The organism is Azospirillum sp. VT-I1, from assembly GCF_055698305.1.
On record NZ_CP168806.1, the window covers coordinates 121,640 to 139,916 of the forward strand.

Below are 18,277 nucleotides of genomic sequence, written 5' to 3' on the forward strand. Positions count from 1 at the left end.
AAGGTCCCGCCGCGCCTCCCCTCACCCCGACCCTCTCCCCGGGGGGAGAGGGGAAAAGCAAGTCTGCCGTGACCCAGCCCCTGCAACTCGGCCTGTCGGTTGCCATCGTGGCGGTGACCGGCGGGACGCCGCGCGTGGTGACGGTGCGCAGCGGCTTCGCCGTGCCGGAGGACCATCGGCGCGGCGACGAGCCGTTGCCGCATCGCGACGCCCTTCCCGGCGCACCCTTCGAACCCGACCGCTTCCGCACCCTGCAGGAGGGCGTGCGCGCGGTGGCGGAGGGGCTGTCGGGCTTGGCGCTCCGCTATGTCGAGCAGCTCTACACCTTCGGTGACCGTTACCGCGACCCGCATGAGCTGTTCGGCGGCCCGCGGTCCGTTGTGGTCGGCTATCTCGCCTTGGTCCGCGACGGCCCGCTGGGCGGCGATGCCTCGGCCGAGTGGCGCGACCTCTACGACCATTTCCCGTGGGAGGATTGGCGCGACCGGCGCCCGCCGCTGCTGGACGGCGTGATCGCCCCGGCGCTCGGCGGCTGGATCGCCTCGGCGCCCGACGAGGAGACCCGCCTGCGCCGGGCCGAGCGCGCCCAGATGGCCTTCGGCCTGGACGGCGCCGACTGGGACATGGAACGGGTCCTGGAACGCTTCGAACTGCTCTACGAAGCCGGGCTGGTGGTGGAGGCGTTCCGCGACCGCGACCTCGCCGCGCGGATCGACCCGTCTGTGCAGGCCGGCGGGCCGATGCCGCGGGCGCTGGGCCGGCCGATGGCGCGCGACGGCCGGCGCATCCTGGCGACCGCGCTGGAACGGCTGCGCGGCAAGCTGCGCTACCGCCCCATCGTCTTCGAACTGCTGCCGCCGACCTTCACCCTGCACCAGCTCCAGCTGGTGGTGGAGGCGCTGTCGGGCGAGCGGGTGCACAAGCAGAATTTCCGGCGCCTGATGATCTCCGGCGGCTTCGTCGAGCCCACCGGACAGTATGAGAGCCAGACCGGCGGCCGGCCGGCGGAGTTGTACCGCTTCCGGCGGCAGGCCATCCACGAACGCACCAGCGCCGGGGCCATTCCGTCCGCGGACGGATAGGGGTAAAAATCCATCGGAAACGTCGACGCGCGGCATTGGGCGCAGTTGTCAACGCGCGGCTGCAAGCGGATACTGCCGGGACGGTTTTAAACCCGGAATGTCCATAGCCGGAAAGTCCAAGAAGGCCGATGTCGCACCGCATCCTGATTGCCGACGACCACCCGCTGATGCGAACCGCCCTGACCCAAACCATCGGGCAGGCGATCCCCGGCGCCGTGATCCTGGAGGCATCGCGGTTCGAGCAGATCAAGCCGCTGCTGGACACCGGGGAACCGCCGGACATCATCCTGCTCGACCTGCACATGCCCGGCATGAGCGGCCTGATCGGACTGATGATGCTGCGCTCCGAACATCCGGCGATTCCGGTGATCGTGGTGTCGGCCTCTGAGGATCCGGTGACGATCCAGCGCGCCATCGATTACGGCGCTTCCGGCTTCGTGCCGAAATCCGCCCCCAACACCCAGATCGTCGAGGCGATCCACGCCGTTCTGGACGGCGAGCTGTGGCTGCCGGAGATCAACGGCGGCCCCGAGACCGACGCCCCCGACCCGGCCCAGCGCGCCGCCACCCTGACCCCGCAGCAGCTCCGCGTCCTGGCCGGCATCGCCGAGGGCAAGCTGAACAAGCAGATCGCCTACGAGATGAACGTCGCCGAGACGACGGTGAAGGCCCACGTCACCACGATCCTGCGCAAGCTGGGCGTGCTGACGAGGACTCAGGCGGCGGTGCTGGCGAGCCAGCTGGCGCTGTCGTCGGCTCCCCCGCCGCCGGTGGAGTGAGTTTCGCCCTCTCCCGTCCCGGGAGAGGGAGGGGACCCACGAAGTGGGGAGGGTGAGGGGTGAGCCGAGAATGCCGAACCGCATGGCTTCGTGCCTACCCCCTCACCCTTCCCACCGCTACGCGGCGGGCCCCTTCCCTCTCCCGGGGCGGGAGAGGGAGCATTACCCCGCCATCCGCTGTCCCTCCGCCAGCAGCTGCCCCAGCAGCGCCCTGAGCGCGCCCGGACGCACCGGCTTGTAGAGCAACCGGCAGCCCGCCGCTTCGATGTCCTCGCGCACGGCGGCGTCGCGGTCGGCGGTGACGACGGCGGCGGGGAGGTCGCTGCCGAGCGCGGCGCGCAGGGTCCGCAGCGCTTCCACCCCGGTCAGGCTGCGGTCGAGGTGGTAGTCGGTCAGGATCACGTCGGGCATGCGCCCCTCCAGCTTCGCCAGGGCGAGGTCGGGGGCCGCCGCGGTGACGACGCGGCACGACCAGCTGGACAGCAGATCCTCGGTGGCGCGGGCGATGGCGGGCTCGTTCTCCAGGCACAGCACCAGGACGCCGCTCAGGTCGCGGCCGCGCGGGCGGACCACCACGGCGCGGGCGGCGACCGGCTCGTCGGTCAGCGGGACCAGGACGGAGAAGACGCTGCCCCGCCCGACTTTCGAGCGCACCTGAACCGTGTGGCCGAGGATGCCGGCCAGACGTTCCACGATGGCAAGGCCGAGGCCCAGCCCCTTGCCGCGGTCGTCGGCATCGTTGTCGAGCTGGCGGAACTCCATGAAGATTTCCGGCACCTTGTGCTCGGGAATGCCGGGGCCGGTGTCCCACACCTCGATGGACAGGAAGCCCCCGCGGCGGCGGCAGCCCAGCAGGATGCGGCCGGTGCGGGTGTAGCGCACGGCGTTGGCGAGATAGTTCTGCAGGATGCGCCGCAGCAGCGTCGGGTCGCTATGCACGATGGCGGAGCAATCGACCACCCGCAGCCCCAGGCCGTGGCGGCTGGCCAGGACGGTGAACTCCTCGCCCAGCGGCTTCAGCAGCTCCTCGATGCGCATCGGCACCGGATTCGGCTTCACCACGCCGCTGTCGATCTTGGACACGTCCAGCAGGTCGCCCAGGATCTGCTCCACCGACCGCAGCGAGGCGTCGATCTGGCGGATGGCGCTGTCGCCGTTGCGCTCGGCCAGGGCCGACAGGAACAGCCGGGCGGCGTGCAGCGGCTGCAGCAGGTCGTGGCTGGCGGCGGCGAGGAAGCGGGTCTTGCCGCGGTTGGCGCGCTCGGCTTCCGCCTTGGCTTCCGACAGGGCGTGGGTGCGCTCGGCGATGCGGCGCTCCAGCGTCTCGTTGGCTTCGCGCAGGGCGGCGGCGGCGCGGTGGCGTTCGGTGACGTCGGTGTAGACGGCGACGAAACCGCCGCCCCCGGCCTTGGACCGGGCATCGGGTTGGTGGCGATCTCCAGCACCGTGCCGTCGGGCCGCACCCGCTCGTAGACGTCGGGCTTGTTGCGGCGGCGCGGGTCGGAACGGCGCTCCAGCAGGGTCTCGATCTCGCCGTTGCGGCCATATTCGCCGCGCCGCGCGATCAGCCCGACGATCTCCTGCAGCGAGGTGCCGACCTGGACGAAGCCGTCGGGCAGGTCGAGCAGCACCAGGAACTGGTTGTTCCAGGTAGCGACGCGCCAATCCTCGTCGAACACGGCGATTCCCTGCGGAACGTTCTCCACGGTGGCGCGCAGCAGCTCATGCTGCTTCAGGATGGCGCGCGACGCCTCGTCGATGATGGAGCGGGCGTCGGTGCGCGACAGCCGGCGGTCGGACAGCAGGCCGGCCACGACCACGCGGGCGGACGCCGAGCCGACGGCGCCGGCGAGCAGGCGCTCGGTCAGCTGGATCGCCTCGCCGTCGGTGCGGGTCAGCAGCGCGGTGCGCAGATCGCCGTCCTCCACCCCGGTGAAGCGGCAGAAGGCGGCGTCGGCGCGGGCCTGCCCGACATAGCGCACCGCAAGGTCGTGCAGGTCGGCCAACGTGGCGCCGCGCGGCCCGGTGGCTTCTCCGTCGGTGGCGCGGCGCAGGCTGATGAAGCGCGCGGCCTGCTGGCGCTCCAGCGTCGACGGGCGGGTCAGCAGCGAGACCAGCACGAACAGCAGGATGTTCGGCCCCAGGCTCCACAGCGCGGCGTTGGTCAGCGGGTCGATGCCGGCGATGCCGGCCAGCGCCACCGGGCTGAGGACGGTCATGCCGAACGGCCCCTCGCGCAGCGCGCTGGAGGCCAGCCAGCCGGCGTCGGCGAAGGACGGCAGCAGCATGGTGTAGGCCCAGCCGAGGAAACCGGCGCAGATGCCGGCGAAGGCGCCGGCGCGGCTGGCGCGGCTCCAGATCAGGCCGCCGAGCAGGGCCGGGGCGAACTGCGCCACCGCGGTGAAGCTCATCATGCCGATGGTCGCCAGCGGAAAGGCCGGGCCGATCAGCCGGTAGCAGCCGTAGGACAGCAGGACCAGCACGATCACCGCCGACCGGCGGACCAGCAGCAGGACCCGCGCCGGATCGTCGCGCAGCCGCCGGTCGTCGGGGCGCAGCGCCATCAGCAACGGCACGGCGACGTCGTTGCAGATCATGGTGCTGAGCGCCACCATCTCCACCAGGATCATGCTGGTCGCCGCCGACAGGCCGCCGATGAAGGCGGCCAGCGCCAGCCACGGCCAGCCCTGGCTCAAGGGGATGGAGACCATGAAGGTGTCGGCGTTGGTCGTGCCGTCCGGGAACAGCATCAGCCCGGCCAGCGCCACCGGCAGCACGAACAGGTTGATGGCGACCAGATAGGCCGGGAACAGCTTCGCCGACGACCGCACGTCGCCGCCATGGGTGTTCTCCACCACCGCGACGTGGAACTGGCGCGGCAGGCACAGGATCGCCAGTGCCGACAGGAGGCAGGCCACCCACCAGTCCGCGCCGATGCTGTCCAGCCGGATAAGGTCGAGGAAGCCGGGGTGGTTCATCGCCGCTTCGAAGAAGGTGGCCGGATCGCCGAAGACCGAATAGGCGATGGCGCCGCCCACCGCCAGCGCCGCCGCCAGCTTCACCACCGATTCCGCGGCGATGGCCAGCATCAGGCCGCGGTGGTGTTCGTTGGCCGACACGCTGCGCACGCCGAACAGGATGGCGAAGGCCGCCATCAGCAGGGCCGCCATCAGCGCGGTCCCGCCCGGCATCTGGTTCAGGTCGGTTCCCAGCGACGCCCCGGCCAGGATCTCGAAACTGACGCTGATCGCCTTCAATTGCAGGGCGATGTAGGGCAGCAGCCCGATCACCGCGGCGACGGTGACGAGTGCTGCCAGGCTGCGGCTCTTCCCGTAGCGGGCGGACAGGAAGTCGGAGATGGAGACGACGTTCTCCGACTTCGCCACCCGGACGATGCGGGCCAGCACCGGCCAGCCCAGCCCGATCATCAGGATCGGCCCGATATAGATCGGCAGGAAATAGAAGCCCCCGGTCGCCGCCCGCCCCACCGCGCCGTAGAAGGTCCAGGAGGTGCAATAGACGCCGAAGCTCAGCGCATAGAGCCAGGGCGTGCGCCGTTCGGCGCCCTGGTCGCCGGTCCGGTCGCCGTACCATGCGATGGCGAACAGTGACAGCAGATAGGCCATCGATACGGCCAGGATGAACCAGCTTTCCATGGGGCTTTTCGCATCCCGTTTTGATTTTCTCTCCCCGCGGGCGGCAGCCTAGCACAGGGCGCGTCCCTGCGCCGCGCCCGCATTCGGCACCCACCTTCGGCGGCGCGCAAAAGGCTGCCCCTGCCACCACAGGGAGCAAAGGGAGCCATCCGACCGCACGTCCGGGGAGGCCGGCACACATCCGGCGATTCCCTGTTCTTCCTGGCGGGCTGCAAAGCCTTTGGTCGAACATGCAAGGTTAAGGAGAGTCCGAATGGTATCGGTCAGCGCCGGTTCCCAGACCAGCATCAACACCGACGATCTCGGCGTTACGGGCATTCGGGGCGGCACGGTTGCCTTGGCTACGGCCAACCAGCTCGTCGTCAACTATGCCGATGGTCGGTCTACCGACTTCCGCGGCAACTTCACCTATGACGCCACGGGCCAGACCTTGACCGGCGGCACTATTTCCAGCGTCACCAACTCCGTCAACGGCATCCCTGGCCTATCGGTGTCGCAGCTGAACCTGCCCGTGGCGACGGCGCTGGGCTGGGAGGCCGCAGGCACCGATCCCGCAGCGATCCGCGCGGCGCTGCTGGGCGGCAACGACAGCTTCACCGGGTCCGACTTCAACGACACGATCCGCGCCTATGCCGGCGACGACACCATCAATGGCGGCCTGGGCGACGACCTGCTGGATGGCGGCGCCGGCGTGAACACCATCGACGGCGGCGACGGCATCGACACGGTGGTGCGCAGCGCGTCGCTGGCCGACAGCGGCGCCGTCAAGCACAACGGCGATATCTACGTGATCGACGCCAACGGCTACGACCGGATGACCAACGTCGAGTTCATCCAGTACGCCGACCAGACGGTGTCCAGCGCCACCGCCCCGGTGTTCGACGCCCTGTCCTACCTCGCCGCCAATCCGGACCTTGCGGCCGTCTACAACACCGACAGCGACGCCGCCTTCGACCATTACCGGTCCTTCGGCTGGAGCGAAGGGCGCACCCTGACCTTCAACGCCGCCGGCTATCTGGCCGACAATCCGGATCTCGCCACCGCCTTCGGGACCGACACGGCGGAAGCGACGCGCCACTACATCGACGTCGGCCGCAACGAGAACCGTCAGGCCGATTTCGACGCCACCAGCTATCTGGCGGCCAACCCGGACCTGATCCAGGCCTTCGGCAACGATCCGACGGCGGCGGCACTCCATTACGCCACCTATGGCCGGAACGAGGGGCGGAACGTGGAGTTCGATGCGTCGGCCTATCTGGCGCGCTATCCGGACCTGCAGGCGGCCTTCGGCGGCGATCTGCAGGCGGCGACCGCCCATTACGTCGCCCAGGGTTATGAGGAGGGCCGCAGCGCCGCTCCGCTCGGCACCAGCACCGGCACGGCTTTCGCCTCGTCCGATGCCCTGCAGCAGCAGGCGACGCTGTCGATCGCCTGACCGGAAAGCCGGACTTCGGCAAAGGTCCCAACGGCAAGCGGGCGGAGGGTCATCCCCTCCGCCCGTTTCCTTTTGCCGGACTATGGTCAGCAGGTGGAACCCTGCGTCAGTCGTGCTGGTAGATGTCCACGTCCTTGGTTTCGCGGACGAACAGCAGGCCGATCACCAGGGTCGCGGCGGCGATGATGATCGGGTACCAGAGGCCCGAGTAGATGTCGCCGGTCGCCGCCACGATGGCGAAGGAGGTGGTCGGCAGGAAGCCGCCGAACCAGCCGTTGCCGATGTGGTAGGGCAGCGACATCGAGGTGTAGCGGATGCGGGTCGGGAACATTTCGACCAGCATCGCGGCGATCGGGCCGTAGACCATGGTCACGTAGATGACCAGGACCGTCAGCAGGGCGATGACCATCACCGTGTTGATCCGTCCCGGATCGGCCTTGGGCGGATAGTTGGCGGTCTTCAGCGCGTCGGTCAGGCCCTTGTCGAAGGCGGCGCCGGCGGCCTTGGTGTCGGTCGGCGCATGCGAGGCGGTCGGGCCGTGGCTGAGCGACACGGTGGTGCTGGCCTGCGGTGCCGCGGTGTAGCTGGGGATGACCGTGCTGCCGACCTTGATCGAGGCGACTGTGCCGGCCGGGGCCGTTTCGTTGGTGTAGGGGATGCCGCGCCGGACCAGCGCGCTCTTGGCGATGTCGCAGGAGCTGGTGAACTGGCTGGTGCCGACAGGGTTGAACTGGAACGAGCATTCGTTCGGATCGGCGACCACGACGACCGGCGAGGTCGCGATGGCTTCCTCCAGCGCCGGGTTGGCGTAGTGGGTGATGGCCTTGAACAGCGGGAAGTAGGTCAGGCAGGCCAGCAGCAGGCCGGCCATGATGATCGGCTTGCGGCCGATCTTGTCGGCCAGCGTGCCGAAGATCACGAAGAAGGGGGTGCCGAGCAGCAGGGCTGCCGCGATCATCAGGTTGGCCGCCTGCGCGTCGACCTTCAGCGTCTGGGTCAGGAAGAACAGGGCGTAGAACTGGCCGGTGTACCAGACCACCGCCTGGCCGGCGACGAGGCCGAACAGGGCGAGCAGGACGATCTTCAGGTTCTTCCACTGGCCGAAGGATTCGGTCAGCGGCGCCTTGGAGTGCTTACCCTCCTCCTTCATCTTCTTGAAGGCGGGGGATTCGTTCAGCATCAGACGGATCCACACCGAGATGCCGAGCAGCACGATGGAGAGCAGGAACGGGATGCGCCAGCCCCAGGCGTTGAAATCCTCCGCCGACATCGACACGCGGCAGCCCAGGATGACCAGCAGCGACAGGAACAGACCGAGCGTCGCGGTGGTCTGGATCCAGGAGGTGTAGTTGCCGCGGCGGCCGTGCGGCGCATGCTCCGCGACGTAGGTCGCGGCACCGCCATATTCGCCGCCCAGCGCCAGACCCTGCAGCAGGCGCAGGACGATCAGGATGATCGGGGCGGCGATGCCGATGGTCGCGTAGTTGGGCAGGATGCCGACGATGAAGGTCGACACGCCCATGATCAGGATGGTGACCAGGAAGGTGTATTTGCGGCCGATCATGTCGCCGAGACGGCCGAAGACCAGGGCGCCGAAGGGCCGCACGGCGAAGCCGGCGGCGAAGGCCATCAGCGCGAAGATGAAGGCCGCGGTCGGATTGACCCCGGAGAAGAACTGCACGGCGATGACCGCGCTGAGCGAACCGTAGAGATAGAAGTCGTACCACTCGAAAACGGTCCCGAGCGAGGACGCGAAGATGACTTTCTTCTCCTCGCTCGTCATCGGTCGGACGGCATCGCCCGACGAAGCCGCATAGGCCATGGTCTTCACCCTCCCAAGTGAAAGGTCATGTATTCCGGTTGGTTTTTGGCGAGCGGTGCGTTTCGGTCATGTGAACTGATGACCGAGCCCGCTCCTTGGTTTTCTGATGGATAGTGTGCCAACCAAATTATCCGCGTCACCCCCGACCATGGTCGGGGGTATCAGGCGTTGCGGTACTGGGTTACAGTGATCCTTTGGACAGGTGCGTGGCCTCCCGCCGGGGTCGTACGCCCTGTCGAAACACCCCTATTGGAACACGGGGGCGTAGAGCAGCCCGCCCTGCGTCCATGGCCGGTTCGGCCCACGCTCCAGCTTGAAGGGGGAGCGGGCGCCCAGGTTGCGCTCGAAGATCTCGCCGTAATTCCCGACCTGCACCACCGCCTGATAGGCCCAGTCGGGACGCAGGCCGGCCTTGGCCGCGACCTCCGGCAGTCCGGACAGCAGGCGGCGCATCTCGCTGCTGCCGGTGATGCGCTGGAAATTGGCGTTGGCGCCGGTCACGCCGGCATCCTCGGCCAGGAACAGTGCATAGACCGTCCAGCGCACCGCCGCCATCCACATGCGGTCGGTGTTGGGCGTCAGCGGAGCCAGCGGTTCGCGCGACGGCAGGGGTGCGTCGGCGATCTCCAGCGCCTCCTTCGGCGACTCCAGCACATGCAGCGCGGTGGTCAGCAGCGCACGGTCGGCGCTGAGCGCCGCGCAGTCGCGGCTGAGGAAGGCTTCCAGCGCATCGGGCCAGCCGGGGAAGCTGCGCAGCTTCCAGGGGCGCTTGCCCGCGGCGGCGAGCGCTTCCAGCTCCGCCTGGGTGGTGGTCCCGGCGGGGACGCAGACCGTCAGTTCCCCGCCGTCCAGGGCCGACCGTCCGTCGGGCAGGCGCCATGCGGCCATCCCCTGGACGTCGTGGAAGACCGGCGGACCGAAATCGACGGCATAGGTCGCGTCGCGGGTCAGCGTCCAGGAGGTCTGGGCGAAGGAGACGTCGACCTCGCCGGCTGCGACGGCCTCGAACTCCTGCGGCTTGGACAGGCGGCGGATCTCTACGGCATCGGCCTTGCCCAGGACGGCGGCGGCCAGCGCCCGGCACAGATCGACCATGAAGCCGACCGGCCGCCCGCCGTCGTCGTTGGCGGCGAAGCCGGGGTTGAAGGACACGCCGCAACGGACCACCCCGCGCCGCTCGATCTCCGCCAGGACCGGGCGGTCGCCGTTCGGCACGGGCTGCGCGTCGGGCTGCGCCACGGCGGTTCCGCCCAACGCGGGGACGAACGCCAGAATCAGCCCCAGCGCGGCGGCAACAGGCTTCAGCCCCATCCTTCTCCCCTTATCCGACGGCGCCGCTATGATACGCTGACGGCGGCACCGCGCAAACGATTGGGGGTGCCGGGGCGGCGCTTCGGCACGGGCGCTTCGGCGCGGGCGGGACGGGACAGGCGGGAATGGGAATGGCGGGCGGCAGCGAGACGGAGGCCGGCAGGTCCGAAGCCGGACGGGCGGGCGTGGTGAGGATCGGCGTCGGCGCGCGTCTGTTCGGCGCGCTCGCCTTCAACGGTCTGGTCGCCTTCCTGATCGGGCTTGGCGCCTATATCGCCTTCGACGGGCTGCATGCCGGCATCACCAGGGTGACATCGGAACAGTTTCCGGCCGTCGTCGCCTCCGCCAAGCTGGAGCGCCAGCATCAGCGGATCATGCGGACCCTGGAACAGCTGGCCCTGTCGGACGACAATTTCGGCCGCGAAACGATCAAGCAGGGTTTGGCTGACCAGCTGGACGGCTATGACCGGCTGCTGGCGGAGATGGAAACGTCCGACGCCCCGCAGGCGCGGCGGATCGCCGGGCTGAAGCAGCAGCGCGATGAGATCCTGCGGCTGCGCGACGCCATCGACCGCGGCGTGACCGCCCGCGTCGCCGCCCGCCGCGCCTTGGCCGACCGCACCCGCGACGTGCGGCGGATGGCCGACGCCCTGGCGGAACCGGGACTGCGCGGGGTGGAGGATGTTGGCGTGCAGCGCTGGCTGGCGATGGCCGAGCGACTGTTGTTCCTGATCGCCTCGGTCCATCAGGCGGAGAACAGCTTCGCCCTGGCCCGGCTGGCCGACGGCGCGGCAGCCCAGCTGGAGAGCCTTGCCGGCTCGGTCCCGCAAGGTCTGGCCGACGGGGTTTCCGACCGACTGGCTCGGCTGGCGGAGGGAATGCGCGCGGTGGTGGAGGGCGACCGCTCCGTCTTCCGGCAGCGGCAGGCCGAGCTGCAGGCGTCGGAGGCGCTGAACGGGCTGGTCGACCGAGCCAATCAGGTGTCGCTGGTGAACACCGGCCTCAACACCGGCATCTTCGTCGAGCAGACCAAGGCGGCGGAGGAAAGCCGCCAGCAGGTGATCGAGGTGTCCACCACCTACACCCGCCTGTTCTTCGCCTCGGTCGGCGTGGTTCTGCTGGGGATGGTGCTGTCGGTTCTGTATGTCCGGCGCAAGGTGCTGGCCCGGCTGTGGGCGGTCAGCGAGGCGATCCGCGACCGCACCGGGGGCGGCAGGGCGGAGGTGCCGGCGACCGGCGCCGACGAGATCGGCGAGCTGGCGCGGGCGCTGCGCTTCTACATCCAGGAGACGGAGGACAAGAGCGAGGCCCTGCGCCGCAACGAGCAGTGGCTGCGCACGGTGCTGGAGGCCGCACCGGTCCCGCTGGTGATCTCCGGCCGCGCCGACGGCCAGATCCGCTTCGTCAACCGCCGCGCCGCCGACCTGTTCGAGGTCGCCGATGCCGGGGAACTGCTGGGCCGGCCGGCCGCCTCCGTCTGGTATGTGCCGACGGTGCGCGAGGAGTTCGTCCGCGACGTCTTCGCCAGCGGCCTGGCGCTCGACGTCGAGACGGAGCTGGTGACCCGCACCGGCCGACGGCTTTGGGGCCTGCTGTCCGGCATCGCCTTCGAGTTCCAGGGGGAGGAGGTGCTGCTGAGTTCGGTCGTCGACATCACCCGCCGCCGCGAGGCGGAGGAGCTGCTGCGCCGGACCCAGGCCTTCCTGGACGCCGTGATCGACAATGTGCCGAGCGTGCTCTACGTGCTGGAGGGCGATACCGGCCGGGTCGTGCTGTGGAACCGGGCGGCGGAGGACCGTTTCGGCACCCGCCGCGCCGACATCGAGGACCGCACCCTGGCCGAGGTGCTGGGGCCGGAGACCGGGCGGGCGCTGGCCGGCGGCGATCCCGGCTCCATGCGCTCGCTGGGGGTGGAGGAGCTGGTGCTGGCCCGCAACGGCGAGAGTGCGGTCTTCGCCCTGCAGCGCCACCCTTTCGAATGGTCGGGCGACGGCCGCTGCCGCATCATCTGCGTCGCCAACGACATCACCGCCTCGCGCCGGGCGCGGGAGGAGCTGCGGCAGGCCAAGGAGCGGGCGGAGCGCGCCGACGCCGCCAAGACCGAATTCCTCGCCACCGTCAGCCACGAAATGCGGACCCCGCTGAACGGCATCCTCGGCCTGTGCCGACTGCTGCTGACCGGGCAGCTGCATGCGGGCGAGCGGCGCTATGCCATGTCGATCATGCGCTGCGGCCATGGACTGCTCGACCAGGTCAACGACATCCTCGACTTGCGCAAGATCGAGGACGGCAAGCTGGACCTCGATCCCGCCCCCTGCGCCCTGCTACCGGTGCTGGAGGAGGTCGTTGCGACGGTGGAAGGACTGGCGAACGAGAAGGGGATCGACCTCGACCTCGACATCGCGCCGGAGGTGCCGGAACTTGTGGTGGTCGACCGCCAGCGGCTGCGCCAGATCCTGGTGAACCTCGTCGGCAACGCGGTGAAGTTCACGGAACGCGGCGGGGTGGACTTGCGCGTCGATATCGAACCGGGGCCGGAACGTTCCGGTTCCGGAGAGATGCTGCGTCTGGCCGTGCGCGACACCGGCATCGGCGTGCCGCCGGAACGCCGCGCCGCCATCTTCGAAAAGCTGGAGCAGGCCGATCCCACCATCGCGCGGCGCTTCGGCGGCAGCGGGCTGGGGCTCGCCATCGTGCGGCACCTGCTGGACGCCATGCAGGGCAGCATCCGCGTCGACAGCGCCGTCGGGCTGGGCAGCGTCTTCACCGTCACCATCCCCCTGCAGCGGGTGGAGGAAACTGCCCTGCCGGCGCGGCGGCCCGGCCGGCTCCTGCCGATCAGCCGGGTGCGGTCGCTGGCCCTGCTGCTGGTGGAGGACGACGCCATCAACCGGGAGGTGGCGCTGGGCCTGCTGTCGGACGCCGGCCACCGCATCACTGTCGCCGAGACGGGGGAGAAGGCGCTGGAACTGGCGGCGCGGCGGCGCTATGACGCCGTGCTTCTGGACATCCGCCTGCCCGACATCGACGGGCCGGAGGTGGCGCGGCGCATCCGCGCCTTCCCGGATGCAGACCGCGCGGCGGTGCCGATCGTCGCGGTGACCGCCAACGTCTTCGCCGCCGACCGCGCCCGCTATCTCGCCGCCGGCATCGACGCGGTGATCGAAAAGCCGATCTTCCCGGAACGGCTGATGCACCTGCTGTCCAACGCCGTCGCCTCGCGTGGCGATGGTGCCGGCGACGGCGAGGAGGCGGGCGGCGAGGAGGCCGCCGTCGCGGTGCCCGCCCGCCCGGCGGTGGTGGAGGAGGATGTGAGCGACGAAATCCTGGAGCGCTACATCCGCTCCCTTGGCCCGGCGCGCTTCGCCACCATCCGCGGGCTGCTGCTGGACTCCGCGCAGGAGGGGCTGCCCCGCCTGACCGCCGCCGATACGCCCGACGACGAGATCGAGGACATCGCCCACCGTCTGGCCGGCGCCGCCAGCCATTTCGGCCTGACCCGCTTCGTCGGGCTGATGCGCGCGGTGGAGGACGGCATGCGCGAAGGCCGCCGCGTCGAGGCCCAGGAACTGGCCGCGACCGCGGAATCGGTGTTCAGCCGCGGGCTCGCCGCGATGGACGCGGTGCAGGGGACGCTGCAGGGGGCGTGAGGCGGACTCTAGCCTTTCGATTTTCCGTGCAATTCACGCTTCGGACGATTCCGTCCGGACCGATCGCACTCTACACGATCGACAGCATCGCCGCCGCCGGTGCGTCCAGCGCATCGGCCAGCGCGCGCAGCCCCCGCCCGGCCTCGTCGCGGCTGCGGGGCATGCACAAGCCCACGCGCACCGCATGGGGCGCGCTGGCACGGCCCACGGCGAAGGCATCGGCGCCGGTGACAATCACGCCGCGCCGGCGCGCCTCGCCGATGAAATCCTCGCGCCGCCAGGGTTCCGGCAGCACCAGCCACAGGTGTTGCGCCGCCGAGTGGCCGTAGACCGTCCCGGCCGGCAGGATGGAGCGGGCAAGCCGCTGGCGGGCCAGATCCTCCTCCCGCTGGGTGGCGACGATGCGGTCGGCGGTGCCGTCCTGGATCCAGCGCGCCACCACCTCCGCCGGCAGGGCGGGGGCGGAATATTGCAGGGCGCGGATGGCGGTCTCGACGCGGGACCGCAACTCCGCCGGGGCGACGACGAAGCCCAGCCGCAGCCCGGCGGCAAGGCTCTTGGACACGCTCGACACATAGAGCGTGATGTCGGGGGCGATGGTCTGGATCGGCCGCGCGTCCGGCACCATGAAGCCGAACACGTCGTCCTCGATCAGGATCACGCCGTAACGGCGGGCGATCTCGGCGATCTCGCGGCGGCGGGCGGCGGGCATCACCACCGCGGTCGGGTTCTGCAGGGTCGGCACCAGATAGACCGCCTTCGGCCCCAGCCGGCGGCAGGCGCTGTCGAAGGCGTCGGGCACCAGCCCATGCTCGTCGATGGCGACCCCTTCCAGATGATAGCCCTGGGTGGCCGCCAGCGCCTTGGTGCCGATGTTGGTCAGCCGTTCCGCCAGGATGACGTCGCCGGGGCGGGCGATGGCGGCCAGCGCCACCGCCAGCGCGTTCTGCGCCCCGGTGGTCAGCAGCACCGAGTCGGCGGTCGCCTGCACCCGGTGCTGGCGCTCCAGCCAGGCGGCGGCGGCGCTGCGGTGGTCGGGCAGGCCGGCATGGGGACCGTAGCCGATCAGCGCCGCGGCGCGGCCGGAGCTGCCGATGGCGACCAGCGTCTGGCCGAAGGCCTGCACCGCGACCGCATGTTCGGGATGGACCGTCGTCATGTTGACGATGGCGGCGCCGGTCCCCGTCTGCCCGGCGGAGGTCTCTCCGGCCGGCGGCCAGCCGAGCGGCAGGGGCGTCGCCGGCGGCCGTTGGCCCTGGACGAAGGTTCCGCGTCCGACCTCGCCGCCGATCAGCCCGCGCTTCTCCGCCTCCGTATAGGCGCGCGTCACCGTTCCCACCGTCACGCCGAGGCGGAAGGCGAGGTCGCGGTGGGTGGGCAGGCGGGTGCCGACCGGCAGCGTGCCCTCCGCGATGTCGTCGGCCAGCGCGTCGGCGATGACGCGGTAGAGCGGGCCGGCGCGGCCTTCCAGGTTCGGGGTCCAATTTGTCATGAGTACAAATGTGGCATTGTCTCTTCGCTCTGGCAAGTTCGGCGCGATTGTCACCATCCTGCACCCCTGGGGAGTCCATACAATCAGCGGATGCCGCCGGCGAAAACGCGCTGTGCTCCACCTTGTGTCCGGCTGGCGGAACCGATAACTTCGGTATGAGGGGCCGGCAGACAATCCGCCGACCATAGGACTCCGTCACGGGGGACAATGAACACCATCGCGGTGGTCGACGACGATCCCATTACCCGCGAGACCCTGAAGGCCTATCTGGAGGGCGAGGGGTATCGGGTGATGCTGGCGCGCGACGGCGATCAGCTGTCGGCGCTGCTGGCGCGCGGGCGGATCGACCTGCTGCTGCTGGACATCCGGCTTCCCGGCAAGGACGGGCTGGCGGTGACGCGGGAACTGCGGGCCACCTCCAACATCGGCATCATCCTGATCACCGGCCGTTCCGACCGCATGGACCGGCTGATCGGGCTGGAGCTGGGCGCCGACGACTACATCACCAAGCCGTTCGAGCCGCGCGAGATCCTGGCCCGCACGCGCAGCCTCCTGCGCCGCATCGCCAAGCCGACCCGGCCGGCGGGCGGGCGGGTGAAGCGGTTCGACGGGTGGGAACTGCATCTGGACAAGCGCCGCCTCCGCGACCCCGGCGGCGAGGATGCGCGCCTGACCTCCGCCGAATTCGAACTGCTGGCCGCCTTCGTCGAGAATCCGGGGCGGGTGCTGAGCCGCGACGACCTGCTGGACCTGACGCTGCGCGGCGATTCGGTGCCCTACGACCGGTCCATCGACCGGCTGGTCCGCCGCCTGCGCCGGGTGGTGGAGCCCGACCCCGCCGACCCGACCCGCATCGTCACCGTCCACGGCATGGGGTACATGTTCCAGGCCGCGGTGGACTGACCGCCGCCGCCCGCGCCGGATTCAGGAATGGATTTTCAGGATTGGGCGGGCGAGGCCCGGCGCTGCGAACGGCTGGCGTCGGCTTCCTCCTCCGGCTTGCCGGGCTTGCGGAAGGTGCTGAGTTCGGAGATGCGGTTGACCGTCAGTCCGTTCAGGCGGCAGCCGGCGACCTCCAGGATCTCGAAGCCGGCCTTGCGGGGGTAGCGGGCGGCCACCCGCTCGCGCGCGTCCCGTTCGCCGTCGGCGATCAGAAGGAATCGGCGGATGCCGCCGGACCAGCCGCGATAGCCGCGCTGGTCGGCGAAGCTGACCGCCGTCGGGTGGAAGCGCACCGCGACCTCCCAGAAGCGGCCGGGGCGCGGCTCGTTCCGGTCGAACACGAAATAGCGCTGCATCGCGGCGCCCTTCTTCTGGTCCAGCTCCAGGATGGCGGCCTGCATGTCGATTTCCGCCTTCTGGACGCGCTTTTCCATCTCCGCCTGATGCTGGGCCAGCTGGGCATAGTCGGTGGCGATGTCCGCCACCTCCTTGGTCACGTCGTCCACCTTCTCCTTCAGCTTGGACATGGCGATCCGCGTCAGGGTCAGCTGGCGGCGCCAGTAGCGGTTGGACAGGACGGTCAGCACCATCAGGCCAAGCGCAAAATACAGCATCATGCCGGTCATCGGGCCGCTCCCATCATGCCGCCCGTCATGCCGCGGTCGCCTCCGCCTCGGGATCGGGGGCCAGCGCCAGCGGCACCACCGGCGAACAGATCAGGCCGTTGCGCTGGGAAAAGCTTGCCCGCACCGTGCCGTGCGCCTGTTCGGCCGAGGGGGCCGTGATGTGCGCGACGTTGCGGTATTCCCAGATCTGGCGGGAGAAGACGATATCCTTGCGGTCCAGCTCGTTGAAGTTGGGGCCGACCGCAAGCTGCGCCCAATAGACGTCGCCGTCGGACTCCTGGTCGCCCAACTCGTGCACCAGCTCGATCTTGGAGAATTCCAGCGCACGCAATTCGGTCAGCGCCTTCTGGCGCCGGCCGTTGAATTCGGTCAGGCGGGCCTGCAGGGTGGTGAGGTCGACGCGCTTGCGCTCCGTCTTCTGGCGCCATTCGGCCAGCGCGGCACGCTTCTTGTCGTATTGTCGCTGGTTCATCGCCTCGCGCGCCTTTTCGGCGCTGACGCGGCCGACATCGACCACGATCGACAGACCAAGCGCGGCGGCGCTGGTGATCAGAAGCAGCATCCCCAGGAACTCGGCCGAAATGACCATTCGCCCTCCGCCAGCCGCACCGAATGCCTGCGCCGCTTCAACGGCGCATGGTGCCACGGACGGCCGAGGGCGGCGATGCCCTCGCGACAACCCGCCGCACGGGGGCGATCATACCATCGCGCTCTGTTCCAAGGTTGTCATTTTTAGCTCAATTAGGGGTAAACCCGCCTTTTTTGGGAGGATTTATGACCGGACGCCGAACAGGCGAAGGAGTTCGGCGTCCGGTCATAGTTCCGTGGGTCAGCCGGACTTTTCCGCGGGCACGAAAGTCATGGCGACGCCGTTCATGCAGTAGCGTTTCCCTGTCGGCTGCGGCCCGTCGTCGAAGACATGGCCGAGATGGCCTTTGCAGCTGGCGCAGTGAACCTCGGTCCGCGGATAGGCCAGCTTGTAGTCGGTGGAGGTCTCCACCGCGCCCGGAAGCGGTTCCCAGAAGCTGGGCCAGCCCGACCCGCTCTCGTATTTGGTGTCGCTGGCGTAGAGCGGCTGTCCGCAGCCGGCGCAGCGGTAGACGCCCCGGCGCTTCTCGTCGTTCAGCGGGCTGGTGCCGGGATATTCGGTCGCGTGTTCGCGCAGGACCTTGAACTGGTTGGGGGACAGCTCCCGCTTCCAGTCCTGTTCGCTCTTGGCCGTGGTGGTCTTGTCCGAGTCGGGCATGCCGCCGGTCTCCGCTTGTGGTTGTCGGTGTTCCAGACCCACTATATTGGTCGGACTTGCCGCCCGCCCAAGCCGGGCGGTGCGGCGATCACGCGCCTATGATGGCGGCGGTCCTATATCGGACCGGATCTGAAGCTGCGACAAAAGAATCTTGCCGGTCTGGCGAAGGTTCGAGGGGTCATGCCTTCCGAAATTGAATCGGTTTCGGTAACATCCCGGTCGCCAACAGTCCGGGA

General features: G+C 69.5%; 12 protein-coding genes and 1 pseudogene. 5 read left to right on the plus strand and 8 right to left on the minus strand.

The features are described from left to right. Positions 1 to 68 precede the first annotated feature (68 nt). Together AB8P05_RS29100 and AB8P05_RS29105 are read left to right on the plus strand one after the other, a co-directional pair. On the plus strand, positions 69 to 1,082 hold the full coding sequence (locus AB8P05_RS29100; protein ID WP_455175978.1) for an NUDIX hydrolase: 1,014 nt from the start codon (positions 69 to 71) through the stop codon (positions 1,080 to 1,082). A gap of 128 nt (positions 1,083 to 1,210) precedes the next feature. Beyond that, positions 1,211 to 1,861 (plus strand): response regulator, encoded by a 651-nt coding sequence (locus AB8P05_RS29105; RefSeq protein WP_149222643.1) that lies wholly within the window; start codon positions 1,211 to 1,213, stop codon positions 1,859 to 1,861. A 162-nt stretch (positions 1,862 to 2,023) separates the two neighbouring features. Here the strand turns inward: AB8P05_RS29105 and AB8P05_RS29110 are convergent, their stop codons facing one another. Together AB8P05_RS29110 and AB8P05_RS29115 are read right to left on the minus strand one after the other, a co-directional pair. Further along, a complete protein-coding gene (locus tag AB8P05_RS29110) occupies positions 2,024 to 3,409 on the minus strand; it encodes an ATP-binding response regulator (protein ID WP_472762015.1) in 1,386 nt (461 codons plus the stop codon). Beyond that, positions 3,334 to 5,517, minus strand: a pseudogene (locus tag AB8P05_RS29115) (PAS-domain containing protein); the annotation flags it as partial. The pseudogene AB8P05_RS29115 and the gene AB8P05_RS29110, both read right to left, overlap by 76 nt. A gap of 253 nt (positions 5,518 to 5,770) precedes the next feature. Here AB8P05_RS29115 and AB8P05_RS29120 point away from each other — a divergent pair. Beyond that, on the plus strand, positions 5,771 to 6,952 hold the full coding sequence (locus AB8P05_RS29120) for a calcium-binding protein (RefSeq protein WP_472761898.1): 1,182 nt from the start codon (positions 5,771 to 5,773) through the stop codon (positions 6,950 to 6,952). Between the two features lie 106 nt (positions 6,953 to 7,058). Here the strand turns inward: AB8P05_RS29120 and AB8P05_RS29125 are convergent, their stop codons facing one another. Both AB8P05_RS29125 and AB8P05_RS29130 read right to left on the minus strand, forming a co-directional pair. Beyond that, a complete protein-coding gene (locus AB8P05_RS29125; protein WP_472761899.1) occupies positions 7,059 to 8,774 on the minus strand; it encodes an MFS transporter in 1,716 nt (571 codons plus the stop codon). Positions 8,775 to 9,020: 246 nt separating this feature from the next. After that, positions 9,021 to 10,085: a transporter substrate-binding domain-containing protein gene (locus AB8P05_RS29130; protein ID WP_472761900.1), complete on the minus strand. Its 1,065-nt coding sequence runs from the start codon at positions 10,083 to 10,085 to the stop codon at positions 9,021 to 9,023. A gap of 131 nt (positions 10,086 to 10,216) precedes the next feature. Between AB8P05_RS29130 and AB8P05_RS29135 the strand changes: the two genes are divergently transcribed. After that, the gene (locus AB8P05_RS29135; RefSeq protein ID WP_472761901.1) at positions 10,217 to 13,735 is read left to right on the plus strand and encodes an ATP-binding protein; all 3,519 of its coding nucleotides are present in this window, start codon (positions 10,217 to 10,219) and stop codon (positions 13,733 to 13,735) included. A 70-nt stretch (positions 13,736 to 13,805) separates the two neighbouring features. Here the strand turns inward: AB8P05_RS29135 and AB8P05_RS29140 are convergent, their stop codons facing one another. Then, positions 13,806 to 15,227, minus strand: coding sequence for an aminotransferase-like domain-containing protein (locus AB8P05_RS29140; protein ID WP_472761902.1), 1,422 nt, complete (start codon positions 15,225 to 15,227; stop codon positions 13,806 to 13,808). 207 nt (positions 15,228 to 15,434) lie between these two features. On the opposite strand from AB8P05_RS29140, the gene AB8P05_RS29145 reads away from it, so the two are divergent. Next, the gene (locus AB8P05_RS29145; RefSeq protein WP_472761903.1) at positions 15,435 to 16,130 is read left to right on the plus strand and encodes a response regulator; all 696 of its coding nucleotides are present in this window, start codon (positions 15,435 to 15,437) and stop codon (positions 16,128 to 16,130) included. A 35-nt stretch (positions 16,131 to 16,165) separates the two neighbouring features. Here AB8P05_RS29145 and AB8P05_RS29150 read toward each other — a convergent pair whose 3' ends face one another. The 3 genes from AB8P05_RS29150 to msrB form a co-directional block, all read right to left on the minus strand. After that, positions 16,166 to 16,795, minus strand: a complete 630-nt coding sequence (locus AB8P05_RS29150) for a hypothetical protein (RefSeq protein ID WP_472761904.1) — start codon at positions 16,793 to 16,795, stop codon at positions 16,166 to 16,168. A gap of 25 nt (positions 16,796 to 16,820) precedes the next feature. Then, complete coding sequence (locus tag AB8P05_RS29155) at positions 16,821 to 17,384, minus strand: hypothetical protein (protein ID WP_455175987.1); 564 nt, start codon at positions 17,382 to 17,384, stop codon at positions 16,821 to 16,823. 240 nt (positions 17,385 to 17,624) lie between these two features. Next, positions 17,625 to 18,041: a peptide-methionine (R)-S-oxide reductase MsrB gene (msrB, locus tag AB8P05_RS29160; protein WP_472761905.1), complete on the minus strand. Its 417-nt coding sequence runs from the start codon at positions 18,039 to 18,041 to the stop codon at positions 17,625 to 17,627. Positions 18,042 to 18,277: the final 236 nt, after the last annotated feature.